We start from the raw sequence: 19,963 nt of genomic DNA, 5'->3' as shown, positions 1-19,963 counted from the left end.
TTTGTTGCAGCACGTGGATTGCTGCGCCCCGGCAGATTGCGTGACCTCGCGCCCTTGCCATCCTGGTGGTGTTCGCTATGCGGCAATGCACGCGCCGGCGCGTGGGCGCGGCGTCAATCCAGCCACTTGCCGCAGATCACTGTCGTTGCCTGGATGGAACAGTTCCCGCCACGCGGCAGTCGATGCGACAGGGCTCCCGTCTGCATCGAGCGCCTGACTGCGTAAAACCTGCGATATCCAGGCGGCATTTGGGATCACGCCACATGGCTCGCCTGCACATCGGCGCCTTGTTGCAGCGTTAGTCGCAAGCGACGCGGGTTCTACGCCGGTGCGCAAGTCCGCTAGCGATGCCCGCGCTCTTCGCGCGCCCGTACGCGGCGGTCGAACAGCAACGCGCTGAGCACGATACCCAGGCCCAGCACGACGCCGAGCAGGAACAGCACCATCGCGATCGCCGGATAGCCCCACAGTTTCAGGCCGGTTTCGATGCGCATCATCTGCGCCGAGGCCATGATCAGCGCCGCCGTCACGATGCCGGCCGCCACCCGGTTGGCGATCTTCTGCAGGCTTTCCATCAGATGCGATTCTTCCAGCCCGGTAACGCGCATCTGCAGGCGGTTTTCCGCAGCCAGCGAGAGAATCTCCGACATCCGGCGCGGCCCTTCGCGCACCAGATGCTGCAGCTCCATCGCCTCGCTGGCCAGGTTGGCGGCGGACAGCGATTTCTTCAGGCGCGCGCGCATCACATGCTGCAGATGCCGCTCGACCACCCGGCGCGTATCCAGATGCGGCGACAACGCACGGCACACGCCCTCCAGGTTCAACAAGGTCTTGCCCAGCAGGCTCAACTCCGGCGGCGTGCGCAGGCCATTGGCGGTGGCGATGCGCACCAGGTCCAGCACCACGCGTCCTTCGGACGTGGTGTCGTGCGCGGCGTAGCGGGCGATCATCTGCCCGGTTTCGCGCTGATAGCGGTCTTCGTCGTAATCCTCCAGGCGGGTGCTGAGCGCGATGGTCTCTTCGGCGACCTCTTCGCCACGGCCGTCGACGGCGGCGAACAGCAGCTTGAGCAAGCGCTCGCGCAGGCGCGGCGGTACGTGCGCGACCATGCCCAGGTCGAAGATCGCCAGGCGTCCGTCCTGCAGCACGCGCAGATTGCCCGGATGCGGGTCGGCGTGGATCTCGCCATGCACGAACATCTGGTCCAGATAGCCCTTCACCAACTCGGCCGCCAGGGTGTCCATCGGCTGCTCGGTGCGGCGCAGGCCGGAGATCTTGTCCACGCGCACGCCTTCGGCCAGCTGCATGGTCAGCACCTTGCGGCTGCTCAGGTCCCACACCGGCTGCGGAATCCACAACAGCGGAAACGGCTTGAGATGCTTGCCGAAGCGCACCAGCGTTTCGGCTTCGTCCTCATAATTGAGTTCGGCACGCAGGGTCTTGCCGAATTCGCCCAGCCAGTCGGCAAAGCGCACGCGCCGGCCGATGCCGGTCAGGCGGTCGGCGGCGGTGGCAAAGCTCTTGAGCACGTCCAGGTCCGAGCGCACCTGGGCGGCGACTTCGGGCTTTTGCACCTTGATCGCCACCGGGGTGCCGTCGCGCAGGGCGGCGCGGTGCACCTGCGCCAGCGAGGCGCAGCCCAGCGGCACCGGGTCGAAGAACGAGAACGCCTTGTTGACCGACACGCCGAGTTCTTCTTCGATGATCTGGCGAATGCGTTCCACCGGCACCGAGCTGGTGTTTTCCTGCATGCGCTCCAGCGCGGTGGCGAATTCGGGCGGCACGATGTCCGGACGCGTGGACAGCATCTGGCCGAGTTTGACGAAGGTGGGGCCGAGCGCTTCCAGGTCGGAGACGAACTGGTCGGGCGTACCTTCGGCCGGCACTTCGTACTCGTTGATCGCGGCCGGGTCCAGGTTCATGCCGGCAAACACCCCCGACCCGCGATACCGCAGCAGCAGACGCAGGATCTGCGTGCGGCGGCTCATGCCGCCCACCACGGCGGTGTCTGCCGGGATCGCGGCCTGGGCCGGCGTGCGGTACGGGTCGTTCGGACTCAAGGACATCTCCGGTGCGTCATGCAGGCGCCGAGTGTGGCCAGCGACGGGTCGTCAGGTAGTGAATCCGGCATGCCCACAGCATCTGCGCGCAGGCGCTGCCGGGGCCGCTGGCGCGGCAGGCCGAGAGCGTTTTTGCGCTGCCCGCATCGCACGTTCAACTACTGCCAACACCCGGCAACTGCATGCCATCACCCCATGCGGGCACCGGATCGGCGAGAATCCACCCACCCCCACGAAGGACTCCCGCATGGCCGGTGCCAGCCTGTTCACCCTGCTCGACGACATCGCCACGCTGCTGGACGACGTTTCCATCCTGACCAAGGTCGCGGCCAAGAAGACCGCCGGCGTGCTTGGCGACGATCTGGCGCTCAATGCGCAGCAGGTGACCGGGGTGAGTGCCGACCGCGAATTGCCGGTGGTCTGGGCGGTCGCCAAGGGCTCGCTGGTCAACAAGGTGATCCTGGTGCCGGCGGCGCTGGCGATCAGCGCGTTGGAAGCCTGGCTGCGCGGGCGCGGTTACAACGTGCCGCTGGTGATGCCGCTGATGATGATCGGCGGTGCGTATCTGTGCTTCGAAGGCGTGGAGAAGCTGGCGCACAAATTTCTTCACGACGAAGCGGAAGAGGCGCAGCGGCATGCCGAGCGCACCCGCGCGCTGGCCGACGCGAGCGTGGACGTGGTGGCGCTGGAAAAAGACAAGGTCAAGGGTGCGATCCGCACCGACTTCATCCTGTCGGCGGAGATCATCGTGCTGTCGCTGGGCGTGGTGGCGGGCGTGTCGTTCGGGCAGCAGGTGGCGGTGCTGGTGGCGATCGCGCTGGCGATGACCATCGGCGTGTACGGCCTGGTGGCGGCCATCGTCAAGCTGGACGATCTGGGCCTGTACCTGACCGGCAAGGGCGCGGCGCTGGCTGCGTTCGGTCGCGGCATCCTGGTGGCCGCCCCGTGGCTGATGAAGTTCCTGTCGGTGGCCGGTACGCTGGCGATGTTCCTGGTCGGCGGCGGCATCCTGGTGCACAACATCCCGGCGCTGCATCACATCGTGCAGGATCTGACCAAGTCGGCCGGCGGCATGGGCTGGCTGGTCGATGCGCTGGGCAACATGCTGGTCGGCGTGGTCGCCGGCGCGATCGTGCTGGGCGCAGTGACGCTGTTCCAGAAGCTGCGCGGCAAGCCGGCGGCGCACTGACGCTTCATTGCGGCATGGTGGAAGACCACCCGGCTGCCGCACTGAGACCGGCGGTGGTCGTTGAGGCCCGCAGGCAATCGAAGAACCTCCGGCGCATCTGCGTGGTGCGCCGCGTACCCAGCCCGACTGATCGGCGCGGCAGTCCGAGGTTTGCCGCTAATCGGCGCTGATCACCCGGTTCTTGCCGGCCGACTTGGCGTCGTACATGGCGCGGTCGGCACGGCGGATGACATCGTCCTGGGCTTCGTCCAGATGGCGCAACGCCACGCCGCCGCTGAAGCTGATGAAGACCCGCACGTCGTCGTGCAGCAAGGAGCGCTGCGCCAGGGCGCGCTGCAGACGGATCACCGCTGCGCTGGCTTCGAAGATGGTGGAGTCCGGCAACAGCAGCACGAATTCCTCGCCGCCGAAGCGGGCGATGGCGTCGGTGGTGCGCAGCACCGCCTTGGCCACTTCCACGGTGTGGCGCAGCGCCGCATCGCCGCCGGCATGCCCGTGGGTTTCGTTGAGATGGCGGAAGTCGTCCAGATCCAGCATCGCCACGCACAGCGGCTGGCCGCTGCGCTGGGTGCGTGCGGCTTCGCGTTGAAACAGCTCTTCGAAGCCGCGTCGGTTGAGCGCGCCGGTGAGCTGGTCTTCGCGCACCAGGCCGGCCACGTCCTTGAGTTCCTGTTCGAGCGAGGCGATGCGCTGCTCGGCATCCTCGACCTGGCGACGGGCCGCCAGCAGTTCGTCGCGCGCGGCCAATGCCTGCGCCTGCACACCGGCGGTGTCCTGCAGCAGCTCCTGCAGCAGGCGATTGAGGTCCGGGATGCCGCGTGCGTCGCCGATGGCCTGCGAGTAGCCGGCCACCCGGTCGTGGTACTCGCCGGTGCTGGTGGCCATGCCGTCGAGGCGGTCGACGAAGGACACCATCATCTCGCGCATGGCGGTCTTGGACTCGGCGATGCCCTGCTTGAGCAGCCCTTGTTTGTAGATGACCTCGCGCAGGGTGCCGCGTGCCTGCTCGATCGAGCTGACGTCCAGCGGCCCGGAGATCAGCTGCCGCACCACCGAGATCTGACCCTGCAACCAGCTGCGGTCGTCGAGCAGTTCGCCGACGTTCTCCAACAACAGGTCGAACAGGCCGAGCAGCAGGTTCTGTTGTTCGCTGGCATCCTCGGCGCGCAGGCCGATCTGGTGGCTCAGCTCGCGCAGCCGCTGCTCCAGCGTGATCAGCTCGTGGCCGGGGCGCCAATGGCGCAGCGCCGAGGCCAGGGTCTGGGCCTCTTCGGCCAGTTCCGGGCTGCGCTGCAGCAGCGTGGCCAATGCGTTGCCCAGCGCGTGACGCAGCAGGTCGCGCAGCTGCTCGGCCTCGGTGCGTCCTTCGGCCAGCGAATCGCCGGTATCGACGGTACGGATGTATTTGTCGATCAACTGCCGCAGGACGCGGCCATAGCCGGGCCAGTCGCCGGCCGCATAGGCCGCGCTCAGACGCCCGCCCATGTCGCCGAGTTCGCCATGCAGGCTGGCGATGCCTTCGGCAAAGGCCAGCAGCAGCGCCTCGGGGTGCGCGGCATGCGAGAACAGGCGCATCAACAGGGCGGTGGCGGCAGCCGGATCGTGCGCGCCGGACTTGGTCTTGGCCGGCACCAGGTGGTGGGCAGCCAGACCGTTCCGGCCGCGCTCGCTGCCGATCACCGCCGGCATGGCGGCCGCCGGGCGCATGCTGTCCGCACCGCCCCAGGGCAACAGGCGGCGCAGTCCACCGCGCGGACGGCTTGGAAGTTCAGGCTGGTCTGCCATGCGCCAGGGTCTCGAAAAGGCGTGATGCAATAGCTGGTTATCGGCGCGCATCCCGGTCGCTTAAGCGGGCAGGAGCATGCAGTGATGTTGGTCGCGCAGGCGCAGGGTCGGACACGCAGCGGGAAGTATGTAGCTGAATCATTTAGATCGGTGACGTCGAGCGCCACTGCAAGCTCCCGCTTTCGGTGCGTTTCAATGCCAATGCACCTGTCTGGGGATGTCATCGCACTGCAATGTGCGATAGCGGCCTGACTGCGTGCGCCATGTCACGTCGTCGAAGGCGGCTTGTCGCGTAAAAGTAAACACGTGTTCACGCATATTTTATTTGCCCGGGGTGTAGATTCGACCACATGGACAGCGTGGAGTACGCGCGTCGTCCGCTCCTCGACTCGTGGCAAGTTGTCTGGCTGAATTGGCAGACGATGGTTTTCGCTTCGCTGTTTTCCGTCTCCACCCACTTCACGACGGACGTTTAGATGGTTGCCATGATGCCGCTTCACGCTACCTCCGCACGCTTCGAGCGCAGTACCGTGCTCACTCTTCCGAAGAAGGGCGGGCGGCCGCGTGACGCGCGCGGACGCTTCATTCCGCACCACGAGCGATTGCCGGTGGCGTTGGCCGACACCCGGGGTGCGTTGTTCGTGGTGTCGGAGATGGCGGACTTCATCAAGGCCGGCGGTCTGGGCGATGTCGCGGCCGCATTGCCACGCGCGTTGCGTCATCGGTACGACGTGCGGGTGTTGATCCCCGGTTATCGCGCGGTGCTCGAGCGTGCCGGCAAGGTGGAGATCGTGGGCCGGGTCTTGGCGCATGCCGCGTTACCGGCCTGCGACATCGGCCGCATCGTGCAGTCCGACGGCTTGCCGATCTACATCCTGTTGTCCAGGGAACTGTTCGAACGCGACGGCTCGCCATATGTCAGCGCCAGCGGTTCGGAATTCGAAGACAACGCCATCCGCTTCGCGACCTTGTCGCATGCCGCCGCGCAGATTGCCGCCGGCCATGCCGGATTAGGCTGGAAGCCGCGCCTGCTGCACCTCAACGACTGGCCGTGCGCGATGGCGGCGGCGTATGTGCGCTGGTCCGGCGGCACCACGCCTTGCCTGCTGACCATCCACAATCTGGCTTACCAGGGCCTGGTGCCATATTCGATGGCCGCCGCGTTGGGTATCCCGGCCGAGCGCGTGGCCGAGCTGGAGTTCTATGGGCAGATGTCGTTCCTGCGCGGCGGTATCGTGCATGCCGACCACGTCAATACCGTCAGCATCAGCTATGCCCAGCAGATCACTGGCCCGGCCCAGGGCTGCGGGCTGGATCGGCTGCTGGCCGGTCGCGCCGCCAAGGGCGCGCTGACCGGCATCGTCAACGGCATCGACGCCAGCTGGGACCCGCGCACCGATCACCATCTGGACGCGCATTTCAGCGTGAACCAGTGGCAGGGCCGTCACGCCAACGCGGCGCAGGTGCGCAAGGCGTTCGGCTTGCGCGACAGCAGCGGGCCGCTGTTTGCAGTGGTGTCGCGGCTGGTGCATCAGAAGGGCCTGGACCTGATCTGCGAAGTCGCCCCGCAGATCGTGGCCGCTGGCGGCCAGATCGCGGTGATCGGCGGCGGCGAGCCGGAGATCGAACAACAGGTGGCCGAGCTGACCCGGCGTTATCCGGGACAGGTCGGTGCCTTCATCGGCTTTGAGGAGGGCCTGGCGCGGCGCATGTTCGCAGGCGCCGACTTCCTGCTGATGCCCTCGCGCTTCGAACCGTGCGGGTTGAGCCAGATGTACGCGCAGCGCTTCGGCTGCCTGCCGATCGCGCATGCCACCGGTGGTCTGATCGACACCGTGGACGATGGCGTGACCGGCTTCCTGTTCCAGCACGCCAGCGTGGAAGCCCTGCGCCGCTGCCTGGAACGGGCGTTCCGTACCTTCCGCTTGCCCAGCCTGCTGTCGGCGATGCGTCGCGCGGCGATGCTGCGTCCCAGTGGCTGGGACGTGGCCGGCAAGAAGTACATGTCCCTCTACGAACACACCGCCGCGACCGCGCCAGCGCTTGCGACGGTGTCATGAGCGAACGGTTGGGCGTGACGGGGCTGGGCACGGAAGCAGGCGGGGTGACCACGGAGGGCAGGACCGATATGTTGCAGATCTTGCAGGCGCTGGCCGATGGCCTGCCCGCCGATGCCTTTGCCGTCCTCGGCCCGCATCCCAGCACCGATGGGCGTCGCCGCGTTCGCGTCTTGGCACCGGGCGCCGAAGCGATGGGCCTGATCGATCCGCGTGGCAAGTTGCTGGCGCGCATGCAGCCCGGCCCGATCGAGGGCGTGTTCGAAGGGGAACTGGCCACCCACGGCCCTTACCGGCTGCGCATCGTCTGGCCGGATGTGGTGCAGGAGATCGAAGACCCCTACGCATTTGCTGCCACGTTGGACGAGACCGCACTGCTGCACATCGCCGCCGGCGATGGCCAGGCGCTGCGCAGTGCGTTGGGCGCGCAGCACCTGCAGTGCGACGGCGTGCCGGGTGTGCGCTTTGCCGTGTGGGCACCGCATGCGCAACGTGTCGCGGTGGTCGGCGACTTCAATGGATGGGATGTGCGCCGGCATCCGCTGCGCCAGCGCACGGGCGGCTTCTGGGAACTGTTCCTGCCGCGCGTGGAAGCCGGCACCCGCTACAAGTACGCCATCACCGCTGCCGATGGCCGGGTACTGCTCAAGGCCGACCCGGTGGCGCGCCAAAGCGAATTGCCGCCGGCCACCGCCTCGGTGGTGCCGGGCGCTGCGTCGTTCGGCTGGACCGACGCTGCCTGGATGGCTGCACGCGATGCCAGTGCCGCGCCGGCACCGCTGTCGATCTATGAAGTGCACGCCGCTTCCTGGCGACGCGATGGGCATAACCAACCGCTGGACTGGCCGACCCTGGCCGCACAATTGATTCCGTACGTGCAGCAGCTCGGCTTCACCCATATCGAGTTGCTGCCGATCACCGAGCATCCCTTCGGCGGCTCCTGGGGCTACCAACCGCTGGGGCTGTATGCGCCGACTGCCCGCCATGGCAGCCCGGATGGCTTTGCGCAGTTTGTCGATGCCTGCCACCGCGCCGGCATCGGCGTGATCCTGGACTGGGTCAGCGCGCACTTTCCCGACGACGCACACGGGCTGGCGCAGTTCGACGGCGCTGCGGTGTACGAACATGCGGACCCGCGCGAGGGCATGCACCGCGATTGGAATACGCTGATCTACAACTACGGCCGGCCCGAAGTGACCGCCTACCTGCTGGGCAGCGCACTGGAGTGGATCGACCACTACCATCTCGACGGCCTGCGCGTGGATGCGGTGGCCTCGATGCTGTATCGCGACTATGGCCGCGCCGAAGGCGAGTGGGTGCCCAACGCACACGGCGGCCGCGAGAATCTGGAAGCCGTCGCCTTCCTGCGCCAGCTCAACAGCGAGATCGCCGCGCGCTTTCCGGGCGTGCTCACAATCGCTGAAGAATCCACCGCGTGGCCGGGGGTGACCGCGCCGATCAGCGAGGGCGGCCTGGGCTTCACGCACAAATGGAACATGGGCTGGATGCACGACACGCTGCACTACATGCAGCGCGATCCGGCCGAGCGCGCGCAGCACCACAGCCAGCTCACCTTCGGCCTGGTGTACGCGTTCTCCGAGCGTTTCGTGTTGCCGATCTCGCATGACGAAGTGGTGCACGGCACCGGTGGCCTGCTCGGGCAGATGCCCGGCGACGACTGGCGCCGCTTTGCAAACCTGCGCGCCTATCTGGCGCTGATGTGGGCGCATCCGGGCGACAAACTGCTGTTCATGGGCGCCGAATTCGGCCAATGGGCCGACTGGAACCACGATCAGTCGTTGGACTGGCATCTGCTCGCTGGCGCGCCGCATCGCGGCGTGCAGCAACTGGTGGGCGATCTCAACGCGACATTGCGTCGCGTGCCGGCGCTGTTTCGCGGCACGCACCGCGCCGACGGTTTCGACTGGAGCGTGGCCGACGATGCACGCAACAGCGTGCTGGCCTTCATTCGCCACGATCCCGATGGCGGCCCACCCCTGCTGGCGGTGAGCAACCTCACCCCGCAGCCGCTTCACGCGTATCGCGTCGGTGTGCCGCGTGCCGGCGGCTGGCGCGAAATCCTCAACACCGACAGTGCCCATTACGGTGGCAGCAATCTCGGCAATGCCGGCCGCTTACCGACTGCGCCGACCGGCATGCACGGGCATGCGCAAAGTCTGCGCCTGACGCTACCGCCGCTGGCCACGATCTACCTGCAAGCGGAGAAATAACAATGAACGAGCGCAACGTAACCACACCGGCCTGGGGTGCATGGCCGGCGGGTGAGGGACAGGTGCGCTTTGCGCTCTGGGCACCGGATGCCGATCGCGTGGACGTGGTCTTCGACGACGCGACGCGGGTTGCGCTGCAGCCAGGGCAGGAGGGATTCTTCAGTGCGCTGATCGATTGCGCAGCGGATGCGCGCTATCGCTACAGCATCGACGGCGGCGAGCCGGTGCCGGACCCGGCCTCGCGCTGGCAGCCCGAGGGCGTGCACGGCCCCAGCGCCGTGCAGCCTACCGACGGTTACGCCTGGAAGAACGCGCAGTGGCAGGGACGGCCGTGGGACGAGGCGGTGATCTACGAATTGCATGTCGGCACCTGCGGCGGCTATGCCGGCGTGCAGGCGCAGTTGCCGCAGCTGGCGGCGATGGGCATCACCGCGATCGAACTGATGCCGTTGAGCGCGTTTCCGGGTGCGCATAACTGGGGCTACGACGGCGTGCTGCCGTACGCACCGGTGGAAGCCTATGGCACCCCGGACGAACTGAAGGCACTGATCGACGCCGCGCACGGGCATGGCCTGATGGTGCTGCTGGACGTGGTCTACAACCACTTCGGCCCGGACGGCAATTACCTGGGCAGCTATGCAGCCCCGTTCTTCAACGAAGACAAGCCCACGCCTTGGGGGGCAGCGATCGACTTCCGCAAGCCGCCGGTGCAGCGCTACTTTCTCGATAACGCATTGATGTGGGTGCACGAATACCGCTTCGACGGCCTGCGTCTGGACGCGGTGCATGCGATCACCCCGAACGCCTTCCTGGATACCTTGCGCGAGACCGTGCAAACCAGTCTGCCGGCCGGTCGTCAGGTGCATCTGGTGCTGGAAAACGAATTCAACCAGGCCTCGCAGCTGCAACGTGGTTATACCGCGCAATGGGACGACGACTTCCACAACGCGCTGCATGTCGTGCTGACCGGCGAGGAAGAAGGCTATTACGCCGCCTTTGCCGATCAACCCACACAGCATCTGGCGCGCGTGCTTGGCGAAGGCTTTGCCTATCAAGGCCAGCCGGACCCGCGTGGGCATGTGCGCGGTGAGCCGAGCGGCGACCTGCCGCCGCACAAGTTCGTGATCTTTGCGCAAAACCACGATCAGATCGGCAACCGCGCGCGCGGCGAACGCCTGACGATCTTGGTGTCGCAACAACGCCTGCGTGCTGCACTGGCATTGACTGCGCTGACACCGATGATTCCGCTGTTTTTCATGGGCGAGCCGTGGGGCGCCACGCAGCCGTTCCTGTTTTTCACCGACTTCGGCCCGCCGCTGGACGATGCGGTGCGCGAAGGGCGTCGCCGCGAATTCGCGCACTTTGCCGCATTCGCCGACGAGGCCCAGCGCGCCACCATCCCCGACCCGAACAGCCACGCCACCTTCGCTGCATCGCGTTCGCCGATCGAAGATGCAGCGCATGGCGAAGGCGCGCAGTGGGCCGCATGGTTCACCGCGCTGCTGGGCGTGCGTCGCCAATGCCTGGTGCCGGGGCTGGCACAGGCGCGCGCCGCAGGCGCCAGCGTGCTGGCCGACGGTGCAGTGACCGCCAGTTGGGAATTGCCGAGCGGGCAGTGGCATATCGCCTTCAACCTCGGCACCGCTGCGGTGCCGATGCCGCCGCTGCGTGGCCGCGTGGCGCATGCCGAAAACGTCGCCGCCGATGCAACGCAGTTGCCGGTCGATGGTTTCATCGCCTGGCATGAGGCGCGCGCATGAGCACGCGCGACCTGGACAGGGAGGGCTTGCACGCCCTGGCCGCTGCGGCCGGCGTGATGGTCGATTGGGTGGACGCCAGCGACCAGCCGCGTCAGGTGTCCGAGCAATCGCTGCATGCGGTGCTCACCGCGCTGGAGCTACCCGCCGCTACCGCCGCACAACGCGAAGACAGCCTGCGTCGTTGCAAGGCGCACGCCGCCGAACCGGCGCCGCTGCTCACCGTGCAAGTGGGCCAATGCCTGTCGCTGCGCGTGGCCGCCAATGCCAGCGGACGCTGGACCGACGACAGTGGCGCCAGCGAAGAGGCGCGTGCGGATGCGCAAGGGCAGCTGCGCGCGCCGCAGCGCTTTGGCTATTGGACGCTGCAGATCGGCACCGTGACCCAGCAGGTTGCAGTGGCGCCGCAGCGCTGCTTCAGCGTGGCCGATGCCTGCGGCCTGCCGGCGCCGCGCGCCTGGGGCATGGCGCTGCAGGTGTATTCGGCGCGCAGTGTCGATGATGCCGGCATCGGCGACGCCGCCGGGACCGTCGAGTGGGTTCGACACGCGGCGCTGGCCAGCGCCGATGCCCTGGCATTGAGTCCGGTGCATGCCTCACGCCCGATCACCAGCGGTTACAGTCCGTACTCGCCCAGCGACCGACGTTTCCTGGACCCGCTACATGCCGCACCGGTGCGCATCCTGGGCGAACTGGCGCTGGACGCGATTGCCGAGGTGCCCGGCCTGCGCGAACGCTTCGAGACGCTGCACACCAACGCCTTGATCGACTGGCCGGCCTCCGCGCAGGCCAAGTGGCACTTGTTGCGTCACCTGTACACGCGGGTGGCGCCCGATCACGCCGATCTGCTCGCGTTTCGCAGCGAGGGCGGCGATGCGCTGGAGGGCTTTGCCCGGTTTGCCGCGCAGGACTTCGGCGATGGCGATCCGCAGTTGCATGTGTTCACGCAATGGCTGGCGGCGCGCAGCTGGTCCGATGCACAGCGCGAGGCGCACGAGCGCGGCATGAAGATCGGTTTGATTGCCGATCTGGCCGTCGGCTTCGATCCGAATGGCGCCGAAGCCGCTGCTGCCGCAGATACCGTGCTGCATGGGCTGGTACTGGGCGCGCCGCCGGATGCCTTCAATGCCGATGGCCAGCATTGGGGCATCGGTGCGTATGCGCCCACCGCATTGCGACGTAGCGGCTATGCGCCGTATATCGCGTTGCTACGCGCGGTGCTGCGCGATCGCGGCGGCATCCGCATCGACCATATCCTGGGGTTGTTGCGGCTGTGGGTGGTGCCCGAAGGCGCCAGCTCCAACGAAGGCGCGTATCTGTCCTATCCGCTGCACGACCTGCTCAATCTGCTCGCGCTGGAATCGTGGCGGCATCGCGCGATCGTGATCGGCGAAGACCTGGGCGTGGTGCCGCCGGGCATCCGCGAAGAACTGTCGCGGCGCGGGGTGATGGGCATCGATGTGTTGATGTTCACCCGCGACGAAAACGGTGCGTTCGTGTCACCGGCGTTGTGGCGGCCCGATGCGGTGGCCACCACCACCACGCACGATCTGCCGACGCTGACCGGCTGGCGCGAAGGCCGCGATATCGCGTGGCGACGCAAGCTGGAACTGATCCAGCCGGCGCAAGCCGTCGCCGATACCGAAGCGCGCACCGAGGATCTGGCGCGGCTGGATGCGGCGGTCGAACACGCCGGCCTGACCGCTGCGCACGACCCGCTGCTGGGCGCGCTGCGCTTCACCGCCAGCAGCGTGTCGCCACTGGCCTTGCTACCGGTGGAAGACGCACTGGCACTGGAAGAACAACCCAATCTGCCGGGCACCGTCGAGGTCCATCCCAATTGGCGTCGACGCCTGCCCGACCCCTTGCCGCATGCGCGCCTGAGTACGGCGCTGCAGGGCGTTGCCGAGGCGCGTCGCGTCGCGGCCGTTTCGGAACCGCAACCATGATCGACCTTCGCGCCACCGCCCGCCTGCAGCTGCATGCTGGCTTCACTCTGCACGATGCGCGTGCCCAGGTGCCGTATTACGCGGGCCTTGGCATCAGCCATCTGTACCTGTCGCCGATCGGCATGGCGGTGCCCGGCTCCACGCACGGCTACGACAATATCGACCCGTCCGTGGTCAATCCCGAACTCGGTGGCGAAGCCGCGCTGATCGCGTTGTCGCAGGCTGCGCGCGAACACGGCATGGGCCTGATCGCCGATATCGTGCCCAATCACATGGCCACGCATGCCAATAACGCGTGGTGGTGGGATGTGCTGCGCAACGGCCGCAGCGCCAAGCATGCCGACTGGTTCGATATCGATTGGCGCGCCCCGGGGCGCGACGGCAAGTTGTGGCTGGCGGTGCTGGATCGCCCGTATGCCGCCGCGTTGGCCGAAGGCCTGATCACCCTGGTGGTCGAGGACGATGGCAGCGCGGCGCTGGCGCATTACGATCAGCGTTACCCGATTCGTCCGCAGACGCTGGAGATGCCGGAAAAAGCGGCGCGTGCGCAGTGGTTGCGCGACTACAACGACGGCGCCAAGCGTGGCGATGGCCGCCTGCACAAGCTGATCGAACGGCAACCGTATCGCTTGAACTGGTGGCGGGTGGGCAACGACATGCTCAACTACCGTCGCTTCTTCGATATCACCTCGCTGGTGGCGTTGCGGGTGGAGCTGCCGGCGGTGTTCGACGCGGTGCATGCCTTGCCGCTGCGGCTGGTCGCCGAAGGGCATCTGGATGGGCTGCGCATCGACCATGTGGACGGGCTCACCGACCCCACCGGCTATGTGCGCAAGCTGCGCAGCCGGCTGGATGCGGCCGGCCGCACGCGTGGGCTCAAGCCCGGCACGCTGGGTCTGTATCTGGAAAAGATCCTCGCGCCCGGCGAAGCCCTGCCGGCCGACTGGCCGTGCGATGGCACCACCGGTTACGACTTCATGGACCAGGTTGGCGGCGTGTTGCATGACCCGGCCGGCTTCAAACCGCTGGCGCGCGCCTGGCAGAAGGTGAGTGGACGCAGCGGCGATTTCGCGCAGGAAGAACGCGCCGCGCGCGATGAGATGTTGCGTGGCCCGCTGCAGACCGAATTCAATCGCGCCGTCGGTGCGTTGTCGGCATTGGCGCGACTGGATCCGCCGACGCGCGAGTTCAGCCCGCAGATGCTGGCGCGCGGGCTGTGCGTGTTGCTGCGCTGGTTCCCGGTGTATCGCACCTATGCCGGTGCCAAGGGCGTGACCGGCAGCGAGGCCGAGCGCCTGCGCGCCACCGCTGCACGTGCCCGCGATGGCATGCCGGAGGCGATCGTGGCAGCAGTGGATGCGATCGAACGCTGGTTGCTCGACGATGCCGGCGCCGACCGCGCGCAGATCGCCTTGCGTCGCATCCTGCGCCGTCGCGTGGAGCAATTGTCTGCACCGCTCAACGCCAAGGCGGTGGAAGACACCGCGTTCTATCGGCATGGCGTGCTGTTGTCGCGCAACGAGGTCGGCAGCCACCCCACCCACTTCGCCAACGAGGCGGCCGCGTTCCATGCGCAGAATCAGCAGCGCGCCAAGCACTTCCCGCGCGCGCTGCTGGCCACCGCCACGCACGACCACAAGCGTGGCGAAGACCTGCGCATGCGGCTAGCGGTGCTGTCCGAGCAACCGCGCTGGTGGATCGAGCAGAGCGCCCAGTTCGACGCCCTGACCGAAACGCTTGACGCACCGGCCCTGGCCGGCGGCGATCAACAGATGCTTTGGCAGACCCTGGTCGCCGCCTGGCCGATCGGCCTGGGCGCCGACCAGGCCGAGCCGCTGGCCGACTACGCCGAGCGCATTGCGCAATGGCTGCTCAAGGCGGTGCGCGAGGCCAAGTTGCACACCAGCTGGACCGACGGCTCGCCCGCTTACGAACAGGCCGTGCAAGCAACGGTGGAGCAGGTGCTGTGCAGCCGCGCCGGGCTGCCGTTGCGGCGCGCGCTGCTGCGCGCCAGCAACCATATCGCGGCCGCCGGTGCACGCAATGCGCTGGTGCAAACCACCCTGCGCCTGACCGTGCCTGGCGTGCCCGATCTGTATCAAGGCACCGAAGGCTGGGATCTGTCACTGGTGGATCCGGACAACCGCCGCCCGGTTGACTACGCGCAGCGCCAGCAGTGGCTGGACCAGGCGCGCGACTGGAACACGCTGCTGCGCAGCTGGCGCGATGGTGCGGTCAAGGCGCGTCTCACCGCGATCCTGTTGCAGCTGCGTGCCGACCATCCGGCGTTGTTTGCGCATGGCGACTATCAGCCGCTCACCGTCGCGGCCAGCGGCGATGCGCAGGTGCTGGCGTTCCGCCGTCAGCATCGCGGTCAGTCGCTGGTGGTGGCCGTCACGCGACTGGCTGCCGGCGACCAGACCGACGGCGATCTGCCGTTGCTGGTGCCGCCGGCACGCTGGGGTCAGGCGGCGTTGGCATTGCCACCTGGCACATACCGTAATGTGCTCGACGGCAGCACGCTGCAGCCGCAGGGCGGCCGCGTGGCGAACTCCACGCTGTTTGCACGTGCGCCAGTGGCAGTGTTGTTAACCCTTTAAGAGAACGTACGCAATGAACGACACGGAACGGCAAGCGCGGCTTCGCCAGTTGGCACGGGAAATCTGGGAAGCGGAGGGCCGCCCGGACGGTCATGCAGATCGGCATTGGGCCATGGCCGAGCGCCTGGTGGACGCCGAGGAGCGCGCCGCCGAACAGGCCAACCCACCGGTCACTGCACGCCAGTAACGGTGTCTCTGTCATCGTGCATGGTTCACTCTGCGCGCTGCGCCATGCATGGGTGACCGTGTATCGGCACGCAGGCACCCGCAAATCGCGCACCGTTCTAAGTTCACCGTTCTCAGGAGTTACCGATGGCCACCCGCAAGTTCACTCAGCGCTCGCGCATTCGCGAAGGCCGTCCCAACCCGCTCGGCGCCACCTGGGATGGTCTGGGTGTCAATTTCGCGCTGTACTCGCGCAACGCCACCCGCGTGGAGTTGTGCCTGTTCGACGAGCGTGGCCGCGAGCAGGAGCGCCTGGCGTTACCCGAATACACCGACGAGGTCTGGCACGGCTATCTGCCCGACGCACGTCCCGGCCAGCTGTATGGCTATCGTGTGCACGGGCCTTACGCGCCCGATGCCGGTCATCGCTTCAACCACAACAAGCTGCTGCTGGACCCGTATGCCAAGCAGATCGTCGGCGAGCTCAAATGGGCGCCGCATCTGTTCGGCTACACCATCGGCCATCGCGACAAGGATCTGAGCTTCGACCGCCGCGACAGTGCCGCGTTCATGCCCAAATCCGCAGTGATCGACCCGGCGTTCACCTGGGGCCAGGATCGCCCGCCGCAGACCCCGTGGAACCGCACGGTGATCTACGAAGCGCACGTGCGCGGGCTGAGCATGCTGCACCCGTCGGTGCCGCAGGAAGATCGCGGTACGTTCTCGGCGCTGAAGACCGACGAATTGATCGACCATATCAGCTCGCTCGGCGTCACTGCGGTGGAGCTGCTGCCGGTGCATGCCTTCGTCGACGATCAATACCTGCTGGAAAAAGGCCTGCGCAACTACTGGGGCTACAACACACTGGGGTTCTTCGCACCGCAGGCGCGTTACATGTCCACGCGCACCGTGTCCGAGTTCAAGCAGATGGTGGCGCGGCTGCATCACGCCGGGCTGGAAGTGCTGCTGGACGTGGTCTACAACCACACCGCCGAAGGCAATGAGCTGGGGCCGACGCTCTCGTTCAAGGGCATCGACAACGCCAGCTATTACCGCCTGGCCGACGATCGCCGCTTCTACATCAACGACACCGGTACCGGGAACACCTTCGATCTGACCAATGTCGGCGCGCTGCGCATGGTGATGGACTCGCTGCGTTACTGGGTGCAGGAGATGCATGTCGATGGATTCCGTTTCGATCTGGCCACCATCCTCGGGCGCGAGCGTTACGGCTTCGATCCGTCGGGCAGCTTCCTCGATGCAGTCCGCCAGGATCCGGTGCTGAGCCAGACCAAGCTGATCTCCGAGCCGTGGGACATCGGACCGGGCGGTTACCAGGTCGGCAATTTCCCGCCGGGCTGGGTGGAATGGAACGACAAGTTCCGCGACAACGTGCGTGCGTTCTGGCGCGGCGATGGCGGGCAACTGGCCGAACTGGCCACGCGCCTGACCGGCTCGGCCGATCTGTTCAATCACAGTGGCCGTCGCCCGACCGCATCGGTCAATTTCGTCACCGCGCACGATGGCTTCACCCTGCGCGATCTGGTCAGTTACGAAGGCAAGCACAATCTTGCCAACGGCGAGGATGGCCGGGACGGCAGCGACCACAATATTTCGGCCAATTACGGCGTCGAAGGCGACACCAACGACCCCGCGATCAAGCAATTGCGGCGTCAGCAGATGCGCAATCTGCTGGCGACATTGTTGCTGTCGCAAGGCACGCCGATGCTGCTGGCCGGCGATGAATTCGGCCACAGCCAGAACGGTAACAACAACGCGTATTGCCAGGACAACGAACTGACCTGGATCGACTGGACTGCCGCCACCAAGGCCGCCGCCGCCGATCAGGCCGCCTTCGTGCGTCGCTTGATCCGCATCCGCCAGCGTTATCCGTTGCTGCACCGCGCGCGCTTCTTCGACGGTAAATTCGACGAAGCGCTGGGCTTGAAGGATCTCACCTGGCTGGCACCGGACGGCCACGAAATGGACGAAGCCAGCTGGCACGACCCGGAAGCGCGCGCGCTGATGCTGCGCCTGGATGGCCGCTCGCCGACTACCGGTCTGCGCGAGATCGCCGCCAACGTGACCTTGCTGATGCTGATCAATGCCGCCCCCACCAGCGTGGCGTTCACGCTGCCGGCGATGCATGACGAGCATTGGCGTGTGTTGGTCGACACCGCGCGCCATGGCGGCCGCGTGGTGGCCGGCGGCAGCGAGTGGAAGGCACCGGCGCATTCGCTGACCTTGCTGGCAGTGGAGCGCGATCGCATCGCCAGCAGTGCGCGCATCGTCTCCGAGGGTGCGCGCTGATGCTGGGGGCGATCTGATGGATGTGTTGTTGGCAGGCGCGACCGGTCTGGTCGGAAGGCACGTCTTGCAACAACTACTGGCCGATGTGCGCTGCACCGGCGTGGTGGCGGTGACACGGCGTGCGTTGACGCAGATCCATCCCAAGTTGCGCAACCAGGTGATCGATTTCGATCGCCTGGACAACTGGACCGCTCCGCGCATGGAAGCGGCCATCTGTGCCCTGGGCAGCACGATGAAACAGGCCGGCTCGCGCGAGGCGTTCTATCGCATCGATCATGGCTACCCGATGGCACTGGCACGCGCGGCTTGCGCGCAAGGTACCTCGGTGTTCGTGCTGAATTCGGCCGCCGGTGCCGATGCGCACTCGCGCATCTTCTACAACCGCGTCAAGGGCGAGCTGGAACGCGATCTTCGCGCGGTTGGCTTTCCCTCGCTCACCTTCGTACGCCCCGGTCTGATCGGTGGCGAACGCGAAGAGCGACGCACCGGCGAGCATGTCGGCAGCCTGGTGCTAGGCGCACTCGGCCCGATCCTGCCGCGTCGCTTCCGTGTCAATCCGGCAGAGCGTATTGCTGCCGCGCTGGTGAGCGCCGCGCTGGCGCCGGCGCGTGGCGAGCATCACGTTGAAGCGGCAGAATTGGCTGGCTAGCAATGCGTCGTTGCATGCGGGTCAGGCATGCCGACGGATGAGCGCCTGTCGTCCCGTGCGGTGGCGGCACCGATCTTTGCATGCGTGCCGATGTACTGTTCTTACCTGGTCATGCTGGCGCGCGATGACACAGTGCCGGGGCAGAGGCATCCGATGCCAGCACGGTCCTATGTCAGCGTGCACGCCGGCAACGCGTGCTCGGCCAGCATAGGCAATCGCTCACACTCCCAACGACTGCCCGCCATCCACCGCCAGCACTTGCCCGGTGATCCAGCGCGCCTGCGGCGAGGCGAGAAATAACGCCGCATCGGCAATGTGTTGCACCTGCCCGAATCCACCGAATGGGATGCTGTCGCGGATGCGTGCATACAGGTCCGGTTCTTCGTCGCGGCGGCGTGCCCATAAGCCATCGGGAAACTCGATCGAGCCGGGCGCAATCGCGTTGACGCGGATACGCTCGCGTGCGAGTTCGGCGGCCAGCGTGGTGGTGTAGTAATTGAGCGCGGCCTTGGCGGTGGAATAGGCGATCGCACGTGGGGTCGGGCGCTGTGCGTTGATCGAGCTGATATTGAGGATCACTGGCGCCGCGCTGTTGCGTAAGTGTGGCAGCGCGGCGCGATTGCAGCGCACTGCCGCCATCAGATCCACGTCCAGACCGGCCTGCCAGCTTGCATCGTCGTTGCCGTGCCCATAGCCGGAAGCGTTGTTGATCACCACGTCCAGGCCGTCCAATGCCTGCGCTGCGGCCTGCACGTAAGCTTCGATTTGCGCAGCATCCGACAGGTCGCAGGCGGCGGTGTGCACCGGCCTGCCATGCGGGGCCAACGCGTGCGCGGCCTGCGCAAGGCCATCGGCATTGCGTGCGCAAAGTGACACATGCGCACCGTGACGTACGAATGCCTCGGCAATGGCCAGGCCGATGCCGCGACTGCCACCGGCGATCAGGACACGTTGCGGGCGTGCTGCGGAAATGGACATGGTGAGCGCTCGAGGTGGAAACCCGCATTATCGAGCAGCTGCGCCACCGAGATGCCACACCCTGGCGCAACCGCTGCGCATTGCCCTGCTGCGAGCACGCAGGCGAGAGGCCCAGGGCCATCCGGATGCGGTCGCGTGCGCTGTCATGGGCGTGCAATGCAGTGCGCGCGCAGCTTGCGTTGCAAGCCTCATCACCAACCACAATCAGCTCATGCGTTTTCAGTCGCTGACTA

12 protein-coding genes are annotated in these 19,963 nt (G+C 66.7%); 9 read left to right on the top strand and 3 right to left on the bottom strand.

What is annotated here, in order from left to right:
• Window positions 1-341 precede the first annotated feature (341 nt).
• The gene (locus GGR62_RS10770; protein ID WP_184407894.1) at window positions 342-2,066 is read right to left on the bottom strand and encodes an AarF/UbiB family protein; all 1,725 of its coding nucleotides are present in this window, start codon (window positions 2,064-2,066) and stop codon (window positions 342-344) included.
• Between the two features lie 241 nt (window positions 2,067-2,307).
• Between GGR62_RS10770 and GGR62_RS10765 the strand changes: the two genes are divergently transcribed.
• Window positions 2,308-3,249 carry a DUF808 domain-containing protein gene (locus GGR62_RS10765; RefSeq protein ID WP_184407893.1) on the top strand — a complete coding sequence of 314 codons (942 nt, stop codon included), beginning with the start codon at window positions 2,308-2,310 and terminating at the stop codon, window positions 3,247-3,249.
• A gap of 156 nt (window positions 3,250-3,405) precedes the next feature.
• Here GGR62_RS10765 and GGR62_RS10760 read toward each other — a convergent pair whose 3' ends face one another.
• Window positions 3,406-5,034: a GGDEF domain-containing protein gene (locus tag GGR62_RS10760; protein ID WP_184407892.1), complete on the bottom strand. Its 1,629-nt coding sequence runs from the start codon at window positions 5,032-5,034 to the stop codon at window positions 3,406-3,408.
• Window positions 5,035-5,510: 476 nt separating this feature from the next.
• Here GGR62_RS10760 and glgA point away from each other — a divergent pair, with 476 nt between their 5' ends.
• The 8 genes from glgA to GGR62_RS10720 all read left to right on the top strand — a co-directional run bounded on the left by glgA (window position 5,511) and on the right by GGR62_RS10720 (window position 18,752).
• Window positions 5,511-7,094 (top strand): glycogen synthase GlgA, encoded by a 1,584-nt coding sequence (gene glgA / locus GGR62_RS10755; protein WP_184407891.1) that lies wholly within the window; start codon window positions 5,511-5,513, stop codon window positions 7,092-7,094.
• Window positions 7,091-9,322 carry a 1,4-alpha-glucan branching enzyme gene (locus GGR62_RS10750; protein ID WP_184407890.1) on the top strand — a complete coding sequence of 744 codons (2,232 nt, stop codon included), beginning with the start codon at window positions 7,091-7,093 and terminating at the stop codon, window positions 9,320-9,322. The genes glgA and GGR62_RS10750 overlap by 4 nt, the downstream gene beginning before the upstream one ends.
• 2 nt (window positions 9,323-9,324) lie before the next feature.
• Window positions 9,325-11,082, top strand: a complete 1,758-nt coding sequence (gene treZ / locus GGR62_RS10745; protein WP_184407889.1) for a malto-oligosyltrehalose trehalohydrolase — start codon at window positions 9,325-9,327, stop codon at window positions 11,080-11,082.
• Window positions 11,079-13,028 carry a 4-alpha-glucanotransferase gene (malQ, locus tag GGR62_RS10740; protein ID WP_184407888.1) on the top strand — a complete coding sequence of 650 codons (1,950 nt, stop codon included), beginning with the start codon at window positions 11,079-11,081 and terminating at the stop codon, window positions 13,026-13,028. The genes treZ and malQ overlap by 4 nt, the downstream gene beginning before the upstream one ends.
• Complete coding sequence (treY, locus tag GGR62_RS10735; protein ID WP_184407887.1) at window positions 13,025-15,628, top strand: malto-oligosyltrehalose synthase; 2,604 nt, start codon at window positions 13,025-13,027, stop codon at window positions 15,626-15,628. The genes malQ and treY overlap by 4 nt, the downstream gene beginning before the upstream one ends.
• Window positions 15,629-15,641: 13 nt before the next feature.
• Window positions 15,642-15,815: a DUF2934 domain-containing protein gene (locus tag GGR62_RS10730; protein ID WP_184407886.1), complete on the top strand. Its 174-nt coding sequence runs from the start codon at window positions 15,642-15,644 to the stop codon at window positions 15,813-15,815.
• 125 nt (window positions 15,816-15,940) lie between these two features.
• Window positions 15,941-18,103 (top strand): glycogen debranching protein GlgX, encoded by a 2,163-nt coding sequence (gene glgX, locus GGR62_RS10725; protein WP_184407885.1) that lies wholly within the window; start codon window positions 15,941-15,943, stop codon window positions 18,101-18,103.
• Window positions 18,104-18,119: 16 nt separating this feature from the next.
• Window positions 18,120-18,752 carry an NAD(P)H-binding protein gene (locus GGR62_RS10720; RefSeq protein WP_184407884.1) on the top strand — a complete coding sequence of 211 codons (633 nt, stop codon included), beginning with the start codon at window positions 18,120-18,122 and terminating at the stop codon, window positions 18,750-18,752.
• Between the two features lie 219 nt (window positions 18,753-18,971).
• Here GGR62_RS10720 and GGR62_RS10715 read toward each other — a convergent pair whose 3' ends face one another.
• Window positions 18,972-19,730: an SDR family NAD(P)-dependent oxidoreductase gene (locus GGR62_RS10715; RefSeq protein ID WP_184407883.1), complete on the bottom strand. Its 759-nt coding sequence runs from the start codon at window positions 19,728-19,730 to the stop codon at window positions 18,972-18,974.
• Between the last annotated feature and the right edge of the window lie 233 nt (window positions 19,731-19,963).

Source organism: Xanthomonas sp. 3075, from assembly GCF_014197275.1.
Classification (GTDB): domain Bacteria; phylum Pseudomonadota; class Gammaproteobacteria; order Xanthomonadales; family Xanthomonadaceae; genus Xanthomonas; species Xanthomonas campestris_B.
Note: the sequence above shows the minus strand (reverse complement) of the source record. Positions and strands in the feature narration are given on the sequence as shown.